Below are 17,406 nucleotides of genomic sequence, written 5' to 3' on the forward strand. Positions count from 1 at the left end.
ATTAACCCAGTAGCGATGGACGAAGGTTTACGCTTCGCGATTCGTGAAGGTGGTCGTACTGTTGGTGCTGGTGTTGTTTCAGCAATTTTAGATTAATTTGCAGCTAACTTTGTTTTAGCATCGTTGTTGGTACTCATTGACTAGCGTCAACTCTGTGCCAACGCCTTGCTAAACCTTCAGTTAACTAACAAATTAATACTAAAATAATAGTATTATAAAGAAGGTCGTTTCCTAGTGTTAGGGACGGCCTTTTTTGATCTCTGTAGGTAAATAATCGGTGACAGCTATAGCTATGAAAGCTGTGTGCCTTATAGAGAAAATTATCTTATTCATGGGTGAATAAGTAAGTATATAGGGATATATTTATAGCAATTTTGCGGAATAATGGCCGCAATAGCTTCATACACTGAACGGAATGATAATTATGTATTGGCAACCAACACTGACTTGGCAAAATGCACAAAAAAGAGCGAAAATACTACAACAAATACGTCAGTTCTTTGCTGAGCGTAATGTGGTTGAGGTAGAAACTCCTGCGTTATCGCAAGGTACAGTGACTGATGTTTATTTAGACGCGCTAACGTGTAAATATAACTTCCTTGCTGGTAGCAGTGCAGAACAATCGGTTGATCTGTACTTACAAACGTCACCTGAATTTCACATGAAGCGTTTACTTGCCTCAGGTTATGGCTGTATTTACTCACTTGCCAAAGCCTTTCGTCATGAAGAGGCAGGCAATAACCATAACCCTGAATTTACCATGCTTGAATGGTACCGTATTGGTTTTGACCAGTTTGACTTAATGTCAGAGGTTTCTGAACTACTAAAAACAGTTTTAGGCTGTAATGAGCCGATATTAACCAGTTATCAAGATATCTTTATAAAAACAGTAGGTATTGATCCACTAACGGCAAGTTTTGCTGAATTAGTTGCAATACTTGAGCAACATGACAAAGCTGCTGATTGGTTGATTGAGCAGAATGATCCCGATGCATTACTGCAATTTATTTTCACTGAAATCATTGAACCAACCATAGGCATTAATGAACCGTGTTTTATTTATAACTTCCCCGTAGCACAAGCGTCACTGGCCACAGTCTCAGAAGAAGACAACCGTGTCGCGCAGCGCTTTGAATGCTATTACCATGGTATAGAGCTAGTTAATGGTTTTAATGAATTAACCAATGCTGATGAACAGATGGCAAGGTTTGACGCGGATAATGCGAAACGTAATAGCCAAGGGCTAGAACAGAGACCAATAGATGATAACTTTATTGCGGCTTTAAATCATGGATTACCGCAATGTTCAGGAGTTGCGCTTGGGGTTGATAGGTTGGTGATGTTAGCACTTGGTGTTAAAGATATTAGTGAAGTACAGAGTTTTTCAATAGAGCGAGCTTAATCGCAATATTGTTGATAATTATTACTCATTACGTAAATAAATTGTTTACCACTTATACAAACGTCGATAAGTGGTAAACATTAATAACAGAAAATTACTCTGTTACCGCCTCTTCACTTACTGTTGGGATCAACCAGGTTTGAGTAATTGTAGGGTCTATTAATCTTGATATAATTTTTGGTAAGACAGAAACTAACATATAAAATCCTAACACGATATTGACCAGAAAATAATTCACGAAGTAGATAACAGCGACTAAAATTAGCAACCAAATAAACGAGGGTATTGCTGCCTGTATACGCGTTCGTTCTTTTTTCATATAACTTAGGTTTGTCGGGATGTGTTTAATAATACGTTCTAATGCATGTTGTTTAACAGTTTGATTTAAAAACTCTATTTTGTGGCTGTCGCCTTTATAATCAATAGTAATCACATCTGAATTATGGTGGCTCACCAATTCGGTAATTTCACCTAAAGGAATACGTTTTAACTTTGACGATTTACTGTTACCAATGAGATCTTCCAAACTGGCATTATTTTGATAAGCCTGTTGAACCTCGCTTATTCTGCTTTTATCGATATCAAAATAAACTAACTCGCTACCATCTAAAGCAACCATATACTTATCATCAACATCTAACCAAGAGGTTTCTGTGTAGAAGCCTTCCGGTAGCGATTTTTTAGATTCTCTAACAAAAATTATTGATAATAACCAATAGAGAAAAAGTGCAATTGGTGCGGTATAAACACCAACAGTAAACATGTTAGATACCGCGTTATTACTTGCTAAAGCTGACTCAACATTCTCTTTAGTATCGTTGGTATAAACATCATCACTGTCATACCAAACAATAATGTCACTACCCTCTTCAATACTATTAAATTGCGATGATGAAATCTCAATAGTATTGTCAATTTCATCACCCTCAACGGTGAATTTATAACTAATGCTATACACATCTTTGGTTCGTTTTCTTCCTTTTCTATTACGATATTCTTCTTCTTCATGGAGTAACTCTGTGACTGTGGCAGTTACCGTAGCGTGATTTTCCACCCAAGAGAGAGAGCTTTCAGATAGAGAGCCCCAAAACTGCCCTGCAAAATAAGTCGTTATTATAAAAAAGAGGAAAACGCCTATTTGAACTATTTTTTTACGTTTTTGACCTGGAGATTTCTTGATACTCATATACCTTCCTTGGATTATGCAAATAGATTATATTGGAGGTAATATATTGTATTCTTTGTGTGGGCGCAAGCGACTATTCGCTAACAGAGCAACAAAGACAATCGGTTAAGGTTTTTTAGTTTATGTTGTTGTTTACTAAAAGGGATTTATGGGTAAGTACTGTGGGTGATTACAATTCGGTATTTGGTACGAAAAAGATATTTCTTATCGTTATGTACACAAGCTTTATGATACTTGGGTTGAAAAAGGAGATTTAAATCAATGAAAAAACTAATACTAGCACTACTATTCTTGTTACCGAATGCTGCAATGGCATTACCAACAGCTAAATACACCATTTTAGTGGTAGATGAGCAGGGAGTGCCAATCGAGGGCGCTGATGCAAGTATTAGCTTTATGCGCCCTAAATCAGATGGTTGGGGTGGTAAACCAAGTTTTGTGGCAGGGAAAACTGATAAAGATGGTCTATATACAGGCCAAGGAGCAACGCAGCAATATGGTGTTTATGGCGCTAGTGCCAAGGGCTATTATGGTACAAGCTTTAAGTATAACGGCTTCACAGGCGTCAGCGGCATATTTGGCTTTAGAAAGTGGCAGCCGTGGAATCCTACCTTAAAAGTGGTATTGAAAAAAATCAAAAATCCTATTCCGATGTATGCCTATAACACGGACAGAATAACGATACCAAAAAACAATGAAATCATCGGTTATGACTTGGTAAAACATGACTGGGTTTCACCTTATGGGAAAGGTATTACTAAAGATTTTTTATTCAAACTTGAGTACTTACCAGGAGAAAAGGACAGCAACGACAGGTATTTTACTATGAGTTTTTCCAATAAAGCTGATGGAATACAAAGCTTTGAAAATAAAGAAAGCAATGGCAGCAGTTTTCGCTCTGCTTATCATGCCCTAATATCAGGTTACAGAAACGCTATAAAGCAAAGTCGCGTATGGAAAAAAGGAAGGCCTGTCTCAAGCTATAATGAGGGCGATGGTACCAACTATTACTTTAGAGTGCGTTGTGATGGCGATAAACCAGACTCCTGCTTATACGGTAAGATTTATGGAAATCTTGAGTTTGGAAACAAAGGAGTCAGATTTAAATACTTTTTAAACCCTACACAAGGTGACACGAATGTAGAGTTTGACCCTAAAAGAAATTTATTTAAAAAGTTAAAAAATAAAATCACGACACCTTAAAGCTTAACAAAAAGAAATAAAGCAGACACTCACTCATAATTTTTATCTGATGATTTAAATTAAAATAAGGTAGTAAAAGAATGGCAAAGTTTAGTTTTGCAAACGAGTTATGGAAAACCAAAGATGCACAGTGGTTAGCTGAACGTAATAAGAAGTGGTTATCGGTAGAACGAATTTTAGCAAACAGTTGCGATAAAGTTCAGCTGTCCAGTATTAAAAAGTACTTTATTAAAGGTGAGTGGACACCTGATAGTAAGCATGAACCTCGAGGAGGGATGAAGTTCCTATATTCTCCAGAGCATACAGTAGAAATATATAATAAAATGTTGGCACATTGTGATACTAAAATAAGAATTGACGTTTTTAGAACAGATGCACTTCGCATTATTAATGGTGAAATATTTGGTTTTTTAACCACTATTAATGAAACTGAGTTACGAGAGCTGATTAAAAACATGTTATTTGGTAGGGAAGTATATTCAGAGGAGGATGTTGATATAAACGGGATAAATGTACCAGTTTTTCCAATCAAACTATTGACTGCGAATAATGGATTTTTTTGGTATTATTTAAGGAATATAGAGGATCTTATTAGTAATAAGTACTTTAAAAATACTATAGGGGTGAAATCACAATTGAATCTTTGGTTCTCTTCTATTGATTACTTAGATAAGAATGGAATAAATGGTGACTTTCAGAAAGAATCGTTGTTAAAAATATTTACACACATTACCCACTACATTCCAAATCACCCAAGCAACCCTGCCGCACAAGCTAAGCTAGAGTTTATTAACTTGTTTAAGCAATATGCAGCACAAGGTTTTTCTCATGAACTTATTGAAAATACTTGGCAAGCAGCGAAAGAAAATAAAGAAGATGAATGGGTTGATAAAATTTATGAGTGTACTCTAGAAGAAGACCCTTATGCTTGGCAAAGCTGGGATGGTGATGGATACACACCCTTAATTTGTCGTTCTAGTCACGATATTAATAACTTGCATTTAACTATTGCTGATTTGTATCAAGCTAATGGTTTTAGTCAATCGACTAATATAGCCGTAAGTGATAAAAAATAGACATCACAAAACTATTAACCCAAGAGTTTATTGCGGAGCTGCCGAAAGTTAATCGAAAAAAAGTGCAAGGTGAATTAGTTCGTATTACCTTATCTGATAAATTTATGGGCACTGATAAGGTGCATTTCGCTTTAGATATTATAAAAATAATAGACTTACCTGAGCAAACAGAAGCTGAAATACCACGACTATTAATCATAGAGCGACCAGATAACCATTATATACCTTGTTTAGCTCGTCGCTACTGCGCTAATCGTGAGTACATCGTAGATGAAATAAAAGAAAAAACAGACTTTCAATTAGTGCGCTATTTTGGTTTTAGCCATAACCCTACAGGCGACAGAACAATACCGCCCAGACCTCAAGATTACAAAGACTACCAAAAAGAAATGCAGCTACCATTTTATGATGCGCCCTACCTCCCTTTAAACCTTGGCACAACCGCTTATATTATTAAATAATAGATAGTGGGGTGTTTTAAGTTGTTATCAATAGCCTTATTCAAAGGTCGATAGTTAACATATTTTAAGTGAGTGTCATTAATAGCAATTGCACAATTTAACACCGCAGATATAGACCCTGCAAATATAGAAATAGAGGATATTCAATTATGTACCTTATAGAGCTGAATAATAAAATAAATAAAGCTGCTTGGCACTCAACAGATGTTGTGTGGTTAAAAGAGCGTAAGAAACAGTGGAAGAAAATTAGCGCTCAATTAAGAAAGGCGAAAGCACTTCGCCCTAAAGACTTAAAGTATTATCAAAATTACTTCTTAACAGGAGAGCTACACGTAGAAGACGATGAATTCAATTATCCGCCAACGGTTAATGCAACCATTTTGATGATGTTTCATCCAGACCAATCAGAAACTAATCTATTAAGTATTTATAATGAGTACCGCATTCTGTTTAAAGAAGTTCGCAGTGACTCAGCTTTAGAGTTCTTTTTTCATGAAATTTCATTTTGTGATTATGGTGCAGAGGGTATTTTAGGAGGGAATGAGTCTTTGTACTGTCGAATTTTATGTGGCACTACTTCAGTTGATTTCTCGAACCTTTTTGCCTCAAAAAACCCTGCGGCTTTTCCGGGGTTTTGTCACACACTAATTCCGTTTTTGTTAGATGATAAAAGTTATATATATGAGGCTAAGCAGTATCTGACTGATTTTTATTTTTATACAGCGCAAATTGCAAGATTTGATGTAGGTAATAAAGCCATTTATATAGGGCAATTTCTACAAATTATTTGTTATTATGAATTATTAGACCCTTTTAAAGATGTTAGTGAAGAGCGTCATTTACGGGCTTGGGCACTAGTTAATAAAGTACGTGATAAATTAACAGAGCCTGATCTACCAAAGCCTTTACTAGATCTTTGGCAACATATGCAAACAGAGGATGGTAAACATCAAGTTTTTGAACACTTTCAAGAGAAGTATTGCGAACTAAAAAAAATAACTGAATAAAATCAAAATATTGGGATACCCATGAAAAAATATTAGGACACCCATAAACTTTTGATCAAAATCCACCTCTCTACTATGGTTAAATAACCACCAGAAGAGAGGTGTTCAACATGACCCAAGCACGCAGCAAACAAGTATCACTTCAAGATACCCGTTATTATCACTTAATTTCTCGCTGTGTACGTCGCGCCTATCTATGCGGTGAAGACAATCACACTAAACAAAGTTTTGAACATCGCAGACAATGGATGGTTGACCGTATTCGATTTTTAACCTCTATTTTTGCGATTGATGTAGCAGCTTATGCGGTCATGTCGAATCATTATCATCTGGTTGTTTATGTTGATGAAAGTGAAGCGATGGCATGGAGTGATGAAGAGGTATGTGAACGTTGGCAGCAGCTTTACCATAGCCATCCATTAGTTGAGCGATTACAAAAAGGCGAGAGCAGTTGCCAAGCAGAGCAAGATAAAGCGCAAAAAATTATTAATAAATGGCGAAGTCGCTTAAGTGACTTATCTTGGTTGATGCGTAACCTAAATGAACATATCGCCCGTAAAGCGAATGCAGTAGACAACTGCAAAGGTAGATTCTGGGAAGGGCGGTTTAAATCACAAGCATTGCTTGATGAGAAAGCAGTGCTTGCTTGTATGGCCTATATAGACTTAAACCCCATCAGAGCAAAAATGGCAGAGTCGGTACAAACCGCGCAATACACCTCTATTTTTGAACGTATTCATAACAAAGCAAGCCATATTGATAACAAAAGCCAGTTGCCGTTTACCGCTAAACCTTTACTGGGTTTTATGGGGCATGAACATAAAGATTCCCCAAAAGGCATAGCGTTCTTTCTGCTTGATTATTTAAGCCTTGTAGAAGCAACAGGGAAAGTTATCAAGGCAGATAAGCGCGGTAGTCTTAATGAAAACGCCTGCGCGCTATTACTGCAACTAGGTATAAATGGTGATGATTGGTTACAGCTTGCCGAGCATTTTGGTAAACAATATCATCAAGCGGTAGGGTCATTAGCAGAGCTTAATGCCTTTGCTGTTCACACAGGCAAGCAATGGATTGGCGGTCATCGACAGCAAGCAGCAATATTTCACTAAAACCGCTAAGTTACTTATACCTCAAAAAAACAGCATTTCGCTGGTATTCGTGTGGATAAAATTCATTAATTTGCCGTTTTACACGCTCAATTAGCTGAATCGCTCCCGTAAAAAATGAAATATACGCCATAGCCTAAGTAGGCAAAGTAATTAATGTACGGTATTGTTCATTAATAAAGTTTATGGATGTCCTGAATTACTGTCGTAATAAACCATATAATCGCCAAGTAGATATTGTATTGCAAGCTGGGAATAGTGAAGAGTGGGTTGAACTAAAGTCATATGCTAGCAAAACCATGGCAAAAAGTAGTTTTAAACCCAATATTACTACACCTAAAACCACAAATTATCGTGAGTTTTTTCATGATATGCGGTTAAACTCTGGTTTTATAAATGTTTTAAATAAGGATGCGATTCTTAGTGCACCTAATTCTACGGAAAATCAACAGGTAACATGGTATTTTCATGAGTATAAAACACCTAAAGGTACGGCTAATTTAGCAAAAGCGCCAGATAAGGCTCGCCTTAAACAAGTTCAAGGTTGGTTATGTGCAACACCTGAAGGTGAGGGGAAACGCTATATTAAAGATAATTTTGCTTTCGGTACTAGCTCAGCATTACAACAAAAATGCGCTGGCTTGACTAAAGATAGAGTTATGCTTAGAAATACATATAGTTATTTCAAACAATTACTCGAATATGTGGGTTCAGATGAAGCATTAGAGTTTTATGAAGACCTAAAAAATATTGACTAATAAAATAAGAGGGCGTGATGAGTCTTGAAGTAATAGATACTAGTTTCTGGTTAACCAAAGATAAAGCGTGGATGCAGGCACGTAAAGACAAGTGGCTAAGTATAGAGGTTATGTTAAGTGAAAAAAGTAAAAAAGCACTTAATATCATTAAGCAATACTACCTTAAGGGTAAAATGCCGAACTGGAAGGTATTAAAAGAATGGGAGAATAATGATCGTCATTTAGACTTATTTTGTTTTTTATGGTTACACCCGTCTGATGATGAGATCCTGTTATATTCTCTTTATCGTGAATATATGACTTCTGCGTTGATTTATGAAACCGATGCTATTACAGGGTATTACACTTTTTTGCGTTCTCTGGTTCAAGATGCTTGCGCTCGTTTTTTAACTATGGATGATTACTATTCGCCGTACCTTGAAGGTAAAGGTTTGACGCTTTTTAATGTGCTTTATAAAGACATTGATTTTGCAGGAGTGCAAATGAGTAAACAATTGAAGAGTGTTGAAAGATTCAAGCGAGAAGCGCAACACCTTCTTTCTGCAAAAGGGTATCAATATATTTTTGAAATCGGAAAATGGTTGTGCCTAGATGTTTTTTTGCCCGGACATGAAGAATTTTTATTGCAATACGATGAGCCATTTGAGTGGTGGTATTTGAGCTGTAAAAATGATGCTGAAAATTTCTTTAATGATAAATCTCAAGGTTATGATACTAGGAAAATGATTCGGTACGGGGGGTATAAGGCGCTTTATAATATCTATCACTTTGATACCAAAAAAGAAGGCGATACTTGCCGCACACGCTTTGTTCTTAAAATCCGCAAAGCTCTAGATGAGCGAGAGTTTAGTGATGATTTTAAACAAATGTGGTTAGACGTTAAGGCAGGAAAAATAGACGTTGAAGATCCATGGGAATGGTAGTCACAAAACATTGGGACACCCATAAACTTTTGATCAAAAAATAAAACAGACACTCACTCATCATTATGAAACATTGGGATGAAACATTGGGACACCCATAAACTTTTGATCAAAATCCACCTCTCTACTATGGTTAAATAACCACCAGAAGAGAGGTGTTCAACATGACCCAAGCACGCAGCAAACAAGTATCACTTAAAAACATTGAAAACATTGGGACACCCATAAACTTTTGATCAAAAAATAAAACAGACACTCACTCATCATTGCAACTTATTATAAACATTGGGACACCCATAAACTTTTTAACTCAACTCAGTGTCAATGCTGATGATTGGTTACAGCTTGCCGAGCATTTTGGTAAACAATATCATCAAGCGGTAGGGTCATTAGCAGAGCTTAATGCCTTTGCTGTTCACACAGGCAAGCAATGGATTGGCGGTCATCGACAGCAAGCAGTAAAAAATATTAGGACACCCATAAAATAAAGCAGACACTCACTCATCATTGCTAAATCAAAGCCTCTTAACTATGGTTAAATAAAGCAGATACTCACTCATCATTGCAACTTATTAGGCCACCCATAATAACGTGGTTAGAGCACAACCAGTAATTTATTGCATTTATCATTGAGCTATTTTTAGCTTAGTTCACTGGCTGTAACCAAGAATCATCTTCAAGGTGCTGTTTGTTATCTATTCCAAGCAGCACTAACTTAACTTTTCCGACAATACTTTCTTGCTTAATACCGCCAAAACGCCTGCTATCGTAACTAGCCCCGCTATTATCTCCTAATAAGTAAAATAAGTCATTGTGCTGCAGCGACCCTTGTGGCCAGTTTGCAATACGTTTAACTAACCAAGTGGCTTGCGCATAACCTACCGAGTCTGTTTGTTTAAACACCACCACATCACCTAAATTAATGGGCTTTTCATTGTATGCCCAAGTATCAACTAAGATGAATTGTCCCGGTTTTAATGTTGGGTGCATTGACATGCTCGGTACAAAATAAAGGTGTACACCCAGCCATGAATCTTTATAGCTAAACCCTAAAAACAGGCCACACAAAGCACTGGCACTAAAGAGTGCAGTAGCTAAAAAACGCGTAGGTGAATTAGCTTTATAAGTAAGGCTGTAACATAAGGTGGTGCTAACAAGGTAAATGATAAGGGTAAAAATAAGCAAGGCGATTATATATTCAGGGCTAAAAATCAGCCGTGAAAAGCACAATAACAGCAAAGAGGATATTAACGCTATTTGGGTTAAAAAAGCTAAGCGCCAATAGCCAAGCGCTATTAAGCCTGCTCCTGGAATAAGTATGTTGAGTAAGGAGGCAGCAAAACGTTTGAGGGGGGTAGTAATCATGTAATATCAAGTACTTTCATGTAGAGCTTGTATAGAAATTAAGTGTACTTTTTTATGGTGAAGAGAGAAACCATTTAGCCACACTTTCGTTATAAAGCGCAGGCAAAATGAGGTTTGTTGGGGTGCTCACGCTAGAGTAACGGCATTTACCCGCTATAAACTAAACTTTTTTGAGGTGTATGTTTATTGTGAGTTACGTTGTTTTTCATGGTTTTTTTAGTTGCTTCAGGTTTTATTCACCTTTATCTGTTACCATCGCACGTTGTTTTACATGGACAGAACAATGAACAGAATAACAAGGACAGTTGCCTATCTTGTAGTACCTTTATTTTTACTTAATATTTACTCTCCCAATTTATCAAATAGTTACAACGCGAGCCAGCAGGTAATTGAGCCTATAGGGGTTGGTCGTGTAGACAATAACAAAATAGTGAGTGTAGGCAGCGTAAACCTAACCTCGTTAGATTTTATTGGTTATGCACAAGTTCATCCAAATTTATTACAAGCGCTAATTAGCTATGCTGAAGGCGATATATCATTACAACAATTAAAAGCACAGTTACAGGCCGTGTTGCAGGAAGAAGGTTAAGGAAGATGCGTCAATTAATTCACGGTTTATCACACAGGTTTACTGGCCTAGCTTCTTGTTGGCAACAGACAAAAAAAGTGATGTTATGGGGGCTTATTAGCCTATGCTGTGCTAGCTCTGCGTTTGCTATTTTTGGGCCATCAATTTATGTAGGACCTATACCCAATTCGGCGATTAAGCATGGCTATGTTATGGCACGTGCTGTGGTGCTTGATCCTGCGACCCAGCAGCCTATTTTAGTGCAGTACAATACCGATGGCTCTGAAGCGGGTGTGGTAAATGTGGGAGGTGGATACAATGTTAATGAGCTGTCTATCACCTCGAGTGCGGCTTTTTTTGCTGAGCAACAGCGAATTGAAGTCTTTGAGCTGCAATACAAAGACACCTTAGCCAAAGGTGCACAGTTAATGTCGCGTGAAGCGTTTTTATCGGCGAGCTTCATGGCGGCTGATAATACTACCCCTATTGTCGCGCCGGGTTTACCGAGCCATATTAATAGTGTGTTAGTGAGAGGGCAAAGTGACCGCCTATTGCCTGACCCCAGCCAATTAGTATTACTTTCGCTGTCTTTTGACCATACTACGGCGCAAGTGGCTGAAGACACGATATCGTTAGTGGTAAGTCCTCAGGGTAACATTCTTGCACAATCAAATTTACGTATTGGCTATCGCACTGGTTTTCTTGGTAAGCCCAATGAGGCACAAACAGGGGGGATAGGGGGTCAAGTTGGCGACGATGAAACCGTTTTTGGCCCTGTGCCAGGGGTAAAGGTTAATGTAGACGAATTTGCTTACTACGGTGGTGTTTCGGCTACCGACGGAGACGGAAAATACGGGTTTACCTTTATGATGCCAATTTGTCCTGTGGGTGGTTTTCATTTTAAAACCGATGTATGGGCAGAGCTTGGTTACAGTAACTTATTACCTATGGGTAGCCCCGCACATAAATATTTTCTGCGCACGCCCGGTTATGATTATTGTTTTGCTGATTTAGTGCCCGCGGTGCTTGCACCGTCCATAATTAGTATTTTGACGAGTATATCGCAGCCAGTGTATCAAAATAATCTGTATGCCGATGTGATGTTTCTGACAGGGCAAATGTATATCAGTAATCAGTTTGGTTTTGATATACCGATGGGTGAAACCACCCATACCTCTTTTAATGAAGTGGCAGATGAGCGCTTACAGCACTTTTATGATTTTAATGGTGACGGGCAAGGCGATACGGTTGTGCAAGGCCAGTTAGTGACCCAAGTAAATGAAGAAGGTGAAGAAGAAGAGGTGTTTGAAGCCAACAGCGATGGCGACTTACAAGGGCTGTACTTTGAAGCGCCTGAAGCCGATGACGCGCCAGATTTATTACGCGTGATTGACCAAGAAGTACGTAAAGCGAATGTTGGCTTGTTAGAAAGTATTAGCAATGCTGATTTACGTAATACTGATGTGCTGTTTTTTAGGGAATCTACTGGGCAGCTTATTATGGAGCGTAAGGGCTTAAAAGAAGCAGAAGTGGGTGGTGGTGAAGTACAGCTTGATGAAGCAAAGCAGCTTGTTGGTTACCGTGTTATGTTGCGAGGCCCAAGTGATTCAGTCTTAAATATGGGCGGCGCCATCACGACTGAAGAGAGAAGAGGAGGCTATAAAGAGTGGGCGACAGAGTATCAGTTAACCGAGCCTTTTCAAAAACGAAAGTCTGATTATATTCGTGAAGGCGAAACCATTAAAATTGTAGCCATTAACCGAGCTACGGGCTATATCGGCACGGCTAAAGCTCAAATTAAACCACAGTCACGAGGAGATTTAACGGTATTAGCACCGCCAATTGCCTTAAGACCTCCTAACTTAAAAATATGGGCTGAACGAAAATACGATGTTGAGCAAGGGCTAACGAAAGGCGAAGAGCGCCTGTATACCATTGGTAGCGAAGGGGCAGCCTTAACCAGTGATACCACGGTAACTATTTATACCGAATGGCTTGATGAGTACGGCAACCCGTTACCCGAAGAGCTTGGTTTAGATAATGGTGAGCAGTATGGTTTTACGGGGCGTTTAGCGAAAGTGGTGGCACCGGGGCAATTACAAGGGGTTGGTGCAGGGAATGACTTAGCCTCGTTTGCTATAGCACCGGGTAGAAAAACGCAAGTCATTAACGTGGGCAGCAATCTTAGTACTGCTGAGCATTACTATGTGCATGTTATTGGTAAAGCCAAAGACCAAGAATGTGGTAGTGGCGGCAGTTGCCCAAGCTTTACCGAGCTTGGCAGTAAGGCACCATACGACACCCGACCTAACTTATTGGTACCTTTTTTGGTACCACTGCCTGATGAAGACCGTACATGGATAGAATACCATACCTATCGCGGTTTAATGGCAGATGAAGAAATTACCGACAAACCCAACAAACCACTACCAGCCTACAGTTGGGCATACAGGCCTGAATATCAATTCAGTCAATTTGGTTTAGAGATGCAAGAGATTAACGCCACGCAAACCGATGGTCAAGGCGCAGAGACTAGCACTAATCTTTTAACAGGCGATAATCCTACCATAACAAGTAGCGACGATTACATAACCGCACTGTATTCTTTAATCAGTAGCAATCATGACAGGTTAACCGCCATAGATGGTCCGCAAGAGTTGGTATTAGCGCTAGGGCAAGAAGAGCAGTTAATCACCATAGGTGAAGACAAAAGTATCACCTTCAGTAATATTGAACACTTAGCCAGTTTAGATCCTGAAGATTTTCTCAGTATGCGTTTATACGCTAATAACGATGCCAGTAATATTTTGTGGGAATATGCGTTTGAGTTTTTAAATATAGAATCAACCACGATTGGTTATGAAAATCAAACTGAAGATATTTGGTATGTTACAGCAGACGACCCCGTCGTCGAAATGAAAGCTTCACTGCTAGGGTATGCATATAGAGAAGCAGGTAAGGAACCTGTATCAGTCTCTTGGCAAGCTAATGGTGCAGGTACCTTTAGCCCTGCCACCCAAACCAGTGTTGATTTAGGGGTATTTGATAGCACCTTAACTATGCCAACAACTAAAGGGGCAACGGCTAATGTTAGTATAAAGTTGGCAGATGGTAGCACAACGGCACAATGGAAAACCGTTGAAGTGTTGGCAGGAGCAGCTCATCATTTATCTATTATAGCTTCAGGTCAAGCAATAGGTTGGCAACAAGGCGATGTACGCCTTGATGTATCGGTTTATGACCAATACGATAATTTAGTTGAAGACGGCACCGAAGTTGAATTTGATATACTCGACAGCTTTATTATTAAAGAGCAGCAGCTTGAAACGATTGACGGCAAAGCTTACATTGTGTTGACGGGCGGTGAGTATGCTATCAATGAATCTATTGTAACGATTAGCTCAGGTGAAGCTTCAGAAACTGAAACATTATCAATTCAAGGGCTAGAAGTTACATTGATAGCAGGTACTACACAGCTAAATAAACAGCAAACCACCAATGTTACCGCCAAGGTTACCACACCGAATGGCGCTATTGTCAGCAATGTTCCTATCACTTTTTCAGCCACCCGTGGCTTTTTTAATGAACAAGAATTCTTAACTAATGGCGCAGGTAGTGCAACCGCACAATTTACAGCAGGTCTTAATGAAGTCACTGATAAGTGGAGTGTGCAAGTCGGCTATATCGCAGCAAACCAATTAGAGTATTCCGTTAATTCTGGTCCAGAAAGCATTAATACAAGCGATACCATGTTGGTAGCAGATGAAGCTTCGTCTGGTACCATTGATTATGATCATTTTGGTGTGCCAACCAGTATAGGGTATGAAACCACGGCAACGGCTGAAATACGTAATAGTACAAATACTATAGTTACCCTAGGCGATATGGCAGATCCTAACTTAGAGCCATTAGTGTCATTAACTATGGCCAGTTTTGATAGTACCGATAGGTTTAAAGATCAACATGGTTTAGATACAGTTCACACCAGTAATGTCACCTTAGTGCATGATCACCCCTTAGGTGCAGGGCGAAGTGCTCAGTTTACGGCAGAAGCAAGTGCCGTTATTAAAGCCAATACCAAATTTAACCTTATTGATAACATTGGCGCACGAATAGATATTAAACCCCAAGGCGATGGTACTATATTTGAGCACGGCAATGGTCAAACACTTTCTTTTGCGGGTAATACCTTAACCTTTACGGTAACCACAGAAACAGGCAGTTATTCAGTAGAACAAAGTAACATTAGTACAGAGCAATGGTATAGCGTAGCGACCAAAGTGGCTAATAACCAAATAGCGCTTTATGTTGATGGCAATGTTGTAACTGAAACGATTACAGGGCCGTTAGTGTATGGTGCGAGTACCAGTATAAAATTAGGTGGTCTGAGTGCCGTTATGCGCAGTTTCAGATTATATGACTGGACTAGCCAACCATTGCTAAGCTTTGCTGATGGTAGTAGCAGCAAAGCGATTTCAGCGGGTGGCGGAACAGTTACTTTACAAAGCTTGGGTAATTTAGATAAGCACCATAGTAGCAGTAATTTACAATCACTACGTGTTGCGATTATATCGGGTGACCAACGTAACTATGCCTCGTTATTAACTAAACGTGGCTATCAAAATATTGCTACGCAATACTTAAATACCGCCTCACCTGAAACGCCGTTAGCGTATTTGAATTTACATAACCCACTTAGTGGTTTAGTGCCAACGGCACATGCGTGGAGTTGGGATGGTGTGTGGGATGGTGTTAAAAGCACTGTTGGTTTCTTAATACCTTATGAAGATTTTATTATTATTGGTGAGCAACTGGTGTATTTAGTCAATCAAGATTGGGAAAATTTTGATTCAAGTAAATTAGCGTTTGCTTCACTTGGCGCAGCAACCATAATTCCTATTGCAAAGCCATTAAAACCGTTATTAGCACCCATTAAAAAAATGCTTGATGGTATGAAAAAATTCCCGGCAGCTAAACATTTTGCAGGAGCTACGGGTACAGCGGTTAAAGAAGCCCTTAGTAGCAGTACTAAAAAGCTCTTTGACTTATTGCCATTTATATTAATAGCGGTAGAGCTGTATGAAGAGCCAGAAGTATTTGAGTTCATCATGAGTGCGATTGAGAATGAAGATGATTTGTGGGTTTGGGTTGAGTATATAAGTGAGGTAGTAAAAGTTGAGGGCGGGCTTGATGCACTGGCAAGTTATAATGGCAACTTTGAGAACCCCAATAGTCAATTTGCTGTGAATCCACTGAGTTTTGCTGTTGATAGTGCTTATGCTAAATCAAGTTCGTCTATTGGCTCAACATTAACGACTCGTATTAAAGGAGTTATAAAATCGATAGATGTTAAAGATGCCAAACAAGTTACAGGCGCTTTGCGAGCAATTGTAAAAAATCCAACATTAAAAATGATTGCTGCTGGAGGTCAAACAGGTTTAAGAGTGTTTGCTGCCGTAGGTGCAGTTAAATTAGGTAAATTTGTACGCGACAGTAAAAACTGGCGTGCCAATCGCTGGTTGGTTATGTTCTCTATTATTTACCTCGCAGAAGAATTTGAAGCTGGTAGGCTGGATTTGAAAGATGATAGTCAATTAACGTCTCTGGTGAGTAATTTATTTTCAAAGAATATCAGTAATTCAAACGGTGCTGTTTTTCAAATCATTGAAACCGCTTATTTTCATGCGCGACATCAGACAAATGAAAGTCTTTGGCCTAAAGTTGCAGGTATTGACAGTGTTAGAGCCGCTTATATTTTAAAAGATGAAGAGCGTGCAGGTAACCCTTATAAACGGCAAGTAGATATTGTGCTTGAATACCCAGACGGCACAGAAGAATGGGTCGAGTTAAAGTCGTATTCAACAACGACTATTGCAAAAAGTGTTAAACCCAAAAGCAAAGCCTTCGACGGTGCTAATGTCTTTAGGGAATTTTTTCATGACTACCGTTTAAATAATGAGTTTATAACGAATGATTCAGTTGATAAAACTAATATTCTAAAAATCTCTGAAACCGTAACTACGAAAACAAATAAAATACTTACTTGGTATTATCAAGATTATGATATTCCTAAAGGTACTAAAAACTTAGCTAAGGCTCCTTCGGAAAAACAAGTAGCTAACTTAGCAAAAAAACTTTGCAATAAACCTACGGATTTTCGCATAGAAGATTATCAATTTAACTTTGTATTGAGCACGAGAAAAGCGGTTGAAAATAAATGCCGGAATTTAGCAACTCCAAGAGTCAAGCTTTTAAATACTAAAGCTTACTTAGTTGAGGTGTTAGATACCATTGGTAGTGATTTTGCCAAAGACTTTAAAGATGAATTAACAGGTATAGAGTAGGAGGGTA

Annotated in this window: 14 protein-coding genes; 12 read left to right on the forward strand and 2 right to left on the reverse strand. The window is 38.6% G+C overall.

The features are described from left to right. Together D1094_RS16710 and epmA are read left to right on the forward strand one after the other, a co-directional pair. On the forward strand, positions 1 to 96 hold a 96-nt coding region (locus tag D1094_RS16710), incomplete at its 5' end, for a hypothetical protein (protein ID WP_147361095.1). Positions 97 to 424: 328 nt separating this feature from the next. After that, entirely contained in the window at positions 425 to 1,402 is a 978-nt protein-coding gene (gene epmA, locus D1094_RS16715) for an elongation factor P--(R)-beta-lysine ligase (RefSeq protein WP_118961257.1), read from the forward strand. 94 nt (positions 1,403 to 1,496) lie between these two features. Here epmA and D1094_RS16720 read toward each other — a convergent pair whose 3' ends face one another. After that, positions 1,497 to 2,588 (reverse strand): hypothetical protein, encoded by a 1,092-nt coding sequence (locus tag D1094_RS16720; RefSeq protein WP_118961258.1) that lies wholly within the window; start codon positions 2,586 to 2,588, stop codon positions 1,497 to 1,499. Positions 2,589 to 2,849: 261 nt separating this feature from the next. On the opposite strand from D1094_RS16720, the gene D1094_RS16725 reads away from it, so the two are divergent. The 8 genes from D1094_RS16725 to D1094_RS16760 all read left to right on the forward strand — a co-directional run bounded on the left by D1094_RS16725 (position 2,850) and on the right by D1094_RS16760 (position 9,610). Next, complete coding sequence (locus D1094_RS16725; protein ID WP_118961259.1) at positions 2,850 to 3,791, forward strand: hypothetical protein; 942 nt, start codon at positions 2,850 to 2,852, stop codon at positions 3,789 to 3,791. Between the two features lie 80 nt (positions 3,792 to 3,871). Then, positions 3,872 to 4,867: a hypothetical protein gene (locus D1094_RS16730; protein ID WP_118961260.1), complete on the forward strand. Its 996-nt coding sequence runs from the start codon at positions 3,872 to 3,874 to the stop codon at positions 4,865 to 4,867. Positions 4,868 to 4,929: 62 nt separating this feature from the next. Then, positions 4,930 to 5,328, forward strand: coding sequence for a hypothetical protein (locus tag D1094_RS16735; RefSeq protein ID WP_118961261.1), 399 nt, complete (start codon positions 4,930 to 4,932; stop codon positions 5,326 to 5,328). Positions 5,329 to 5,477: 149 nt separating this feature from the next. After that, positions 5,478 to 6,335 carry a hypothetical protein gene (locus D1094_RS16740; RefSeq protein WP_118961262.1) on the forward strand — a complete coding sequence of 286 codons (858 nt, stop codon included), beginning with the start codon at positions 5,478 to 5,480 and terminating at the stop codon, positions 6,333 to 6,335. Positions 6,336 to 6,445: 110 nt separating this feature from the next. After that, positions 6,446 to 7,444, forward strand: coding sequence for a transposase (locus D1094_RS16745; RefSeq protein WP_118961263.1), 999 nt, complete (start codon positions 6,446 to 6,448; stop codon positions 7,442 to 7,444). A gap of 296 nt (positions 7,445 to 7,740) precedes the next feature. Further along, a complete protein-coding gene (locus D1094_RS16750) occupies positions 7,741 to 8,199 on the forward strand; it encodes a hypothetical protein (RefSeq protein ID WP_147361096.1) in 459 nt (152 codons plus the stop codon). A 17-nt stretch (positions 8,200 to 8,216) separates the two neighbouring features. Next, complete coding sequence (locus D1094_RS16755) at positions 8,217 to 9,122, forward strand: hypothetical protein (protein ID WP_118961265.1); 906 nt, start codon at positions 8,217 to 8,219, stop codon at positions 9,120 to 9,122. Between the two features lie 266 nt (positions 9,123 to 9,388). Then, positions 9,389 to 9,610, forward strand: a complete 222-nt coding sequence (locus tag D1094_RS16760) for a hypothetical protein (RefSeq protein ID WP_118961266.1) — start codon at positions 9,389 to 9,391, stop codon at positions 9,608 to 9,610. 157 nt (positions 9,611 to 9,767) lie between these two features. Here D1094_RS16760 and D1094_RS16765 read toward each other — a convergent pair whose 3' ends face one another. Beyond that, positions 9,768 to 10,487: a S26 family signal peptidase gene (locus D1094_RS16765; RefSeq protein ID WP_118961267.1), complete on the reverse strand. Its 720-nt coding sequence runs from the start codon at positions 10,485 to 10,487 to the stop codon at positions 9,768 to 9,770. A gap of 283 nt (positions 10,488 to 10,770) precedes the next feature. Between D1094_RS16765 and D1094_RS16770 the strand changes: the two genes are divergently transcribed. Together D1094_RS16770 and D1094_RS16775 are read left to right on the forward strand one after the other, a co-directional pair. Further along, positions 10,771 to 11,076, forward strand: coding sequence for a hypothetical protein (locus tag D1094_RS16770; protein ID WP_118961268.1), 306 nt, complete (start codon positions 10,771 to 10,773; stop codon positions 11,074 to 11,076). A 5-nt stretch (positions 11,077 to 11,081) separates the two neighbouring features. Next, positions 11,082 to 17,399 carry an Ig-like domain-containing protein gene (locus D1094_RS16775; protein WP_118961269.1) on the forward strand — a complete coding sequence of 2,106 codons (6,318 nt, stop codon included), beginning with the start codon at positions 11,082 to 11,084 and terminating at the stop codon, positions 17,397 to 17,399. Positions 17,400 to 17,406 lie beyond the last annotated feature (7 nt).

This window comes from Colwellia sp. RSH04 (genome assembly GCF_003545765.1).
Taxonomy (GTDB): Bacteria; Pseudomonadota; Gammaproteobacteria; order Enterobacterales; family Alteromonadaceae; genus Colwellia.

Excerpts from the sequence above, each read along its gene's own strand:
- D1094_RS16765 (WP_118961267.1), bottom strand. The coding sequence starts at position 10,487 with ATGATTACTACCCCCCTCAAACGTTTTGCTGCCTCCTTACTCAACATA.
- D1094_RS16730 (WP_118961260.1), top strand. The coding sequence starts at position 3,872 with ATGGCAAAGTTTAGTTTTGCAAACGAGTTATGGAAAACCAAAGATGCA.
- D1094_RS16745 (WP_118961263.1), top strand. The coding sequence starts at position 6,446 with ATGACCCAAGCACGCAGCAAACAAGTATCACTTCAAGATACCCGTTAT.
- D1094_RS16720 (WP_118961258.1), bottom strand. The coding sequence starts at position 2,588 with ATGAGTATCAAGAAATCTCCAGGTCAAAAACGTAAAAAAATAGTTCAA.
- D1094_RS16740 (WP_118961262.1), top strand. The coding sequence starts at position 5,478 with ATGTACCTTATAGAGCTGAATAATAAAATAAATAAAGCTGCTTGGCAC.
- epmA (WP_118961257.1), top strand. The coding sequence starts at position 425 with ATGTATTGGCAACCAACACTGACTTGGCAAAATGCACAAAAAAGAGCG.
- D1094_RS16770 (WP_118961268.1), top strand. The coding sequence starts at position 10,771 with ATGAACAGAATAACAAGGACAGTTGCCTATCTTGTAGTACCTTTATTT.
- D1094_RS16750 (WP_147361096.1), top strand. The coding sequence starts at position 7,741 with ATGGCAAAAAGTAGTTTTAAACCCAATATTACTACACCTAAAACCACA.
- D1094_RS16725 (WP_118961259.1), top strand. The coding sequence starts at position 2,850 with ATGAAAAAACTAATACTAGCACTACTATTCTTGTTACCGAATGCTGCA.
- D1094_RS16755 (WP_118961265.1), top strand. The coding sequence starts at position 8,217 with ATGAGTCTTGAAGTAATAGATACTAGTTTCTGGTTAACCAAAGATAAA.
- D1094_RS16775 (WP_118961269.1), top strand. The coding sequence starts at position 11,082 with ATGCGTCAATTAATTCACGGTTTATCACACAGGTTTACTGGCCTAGCT.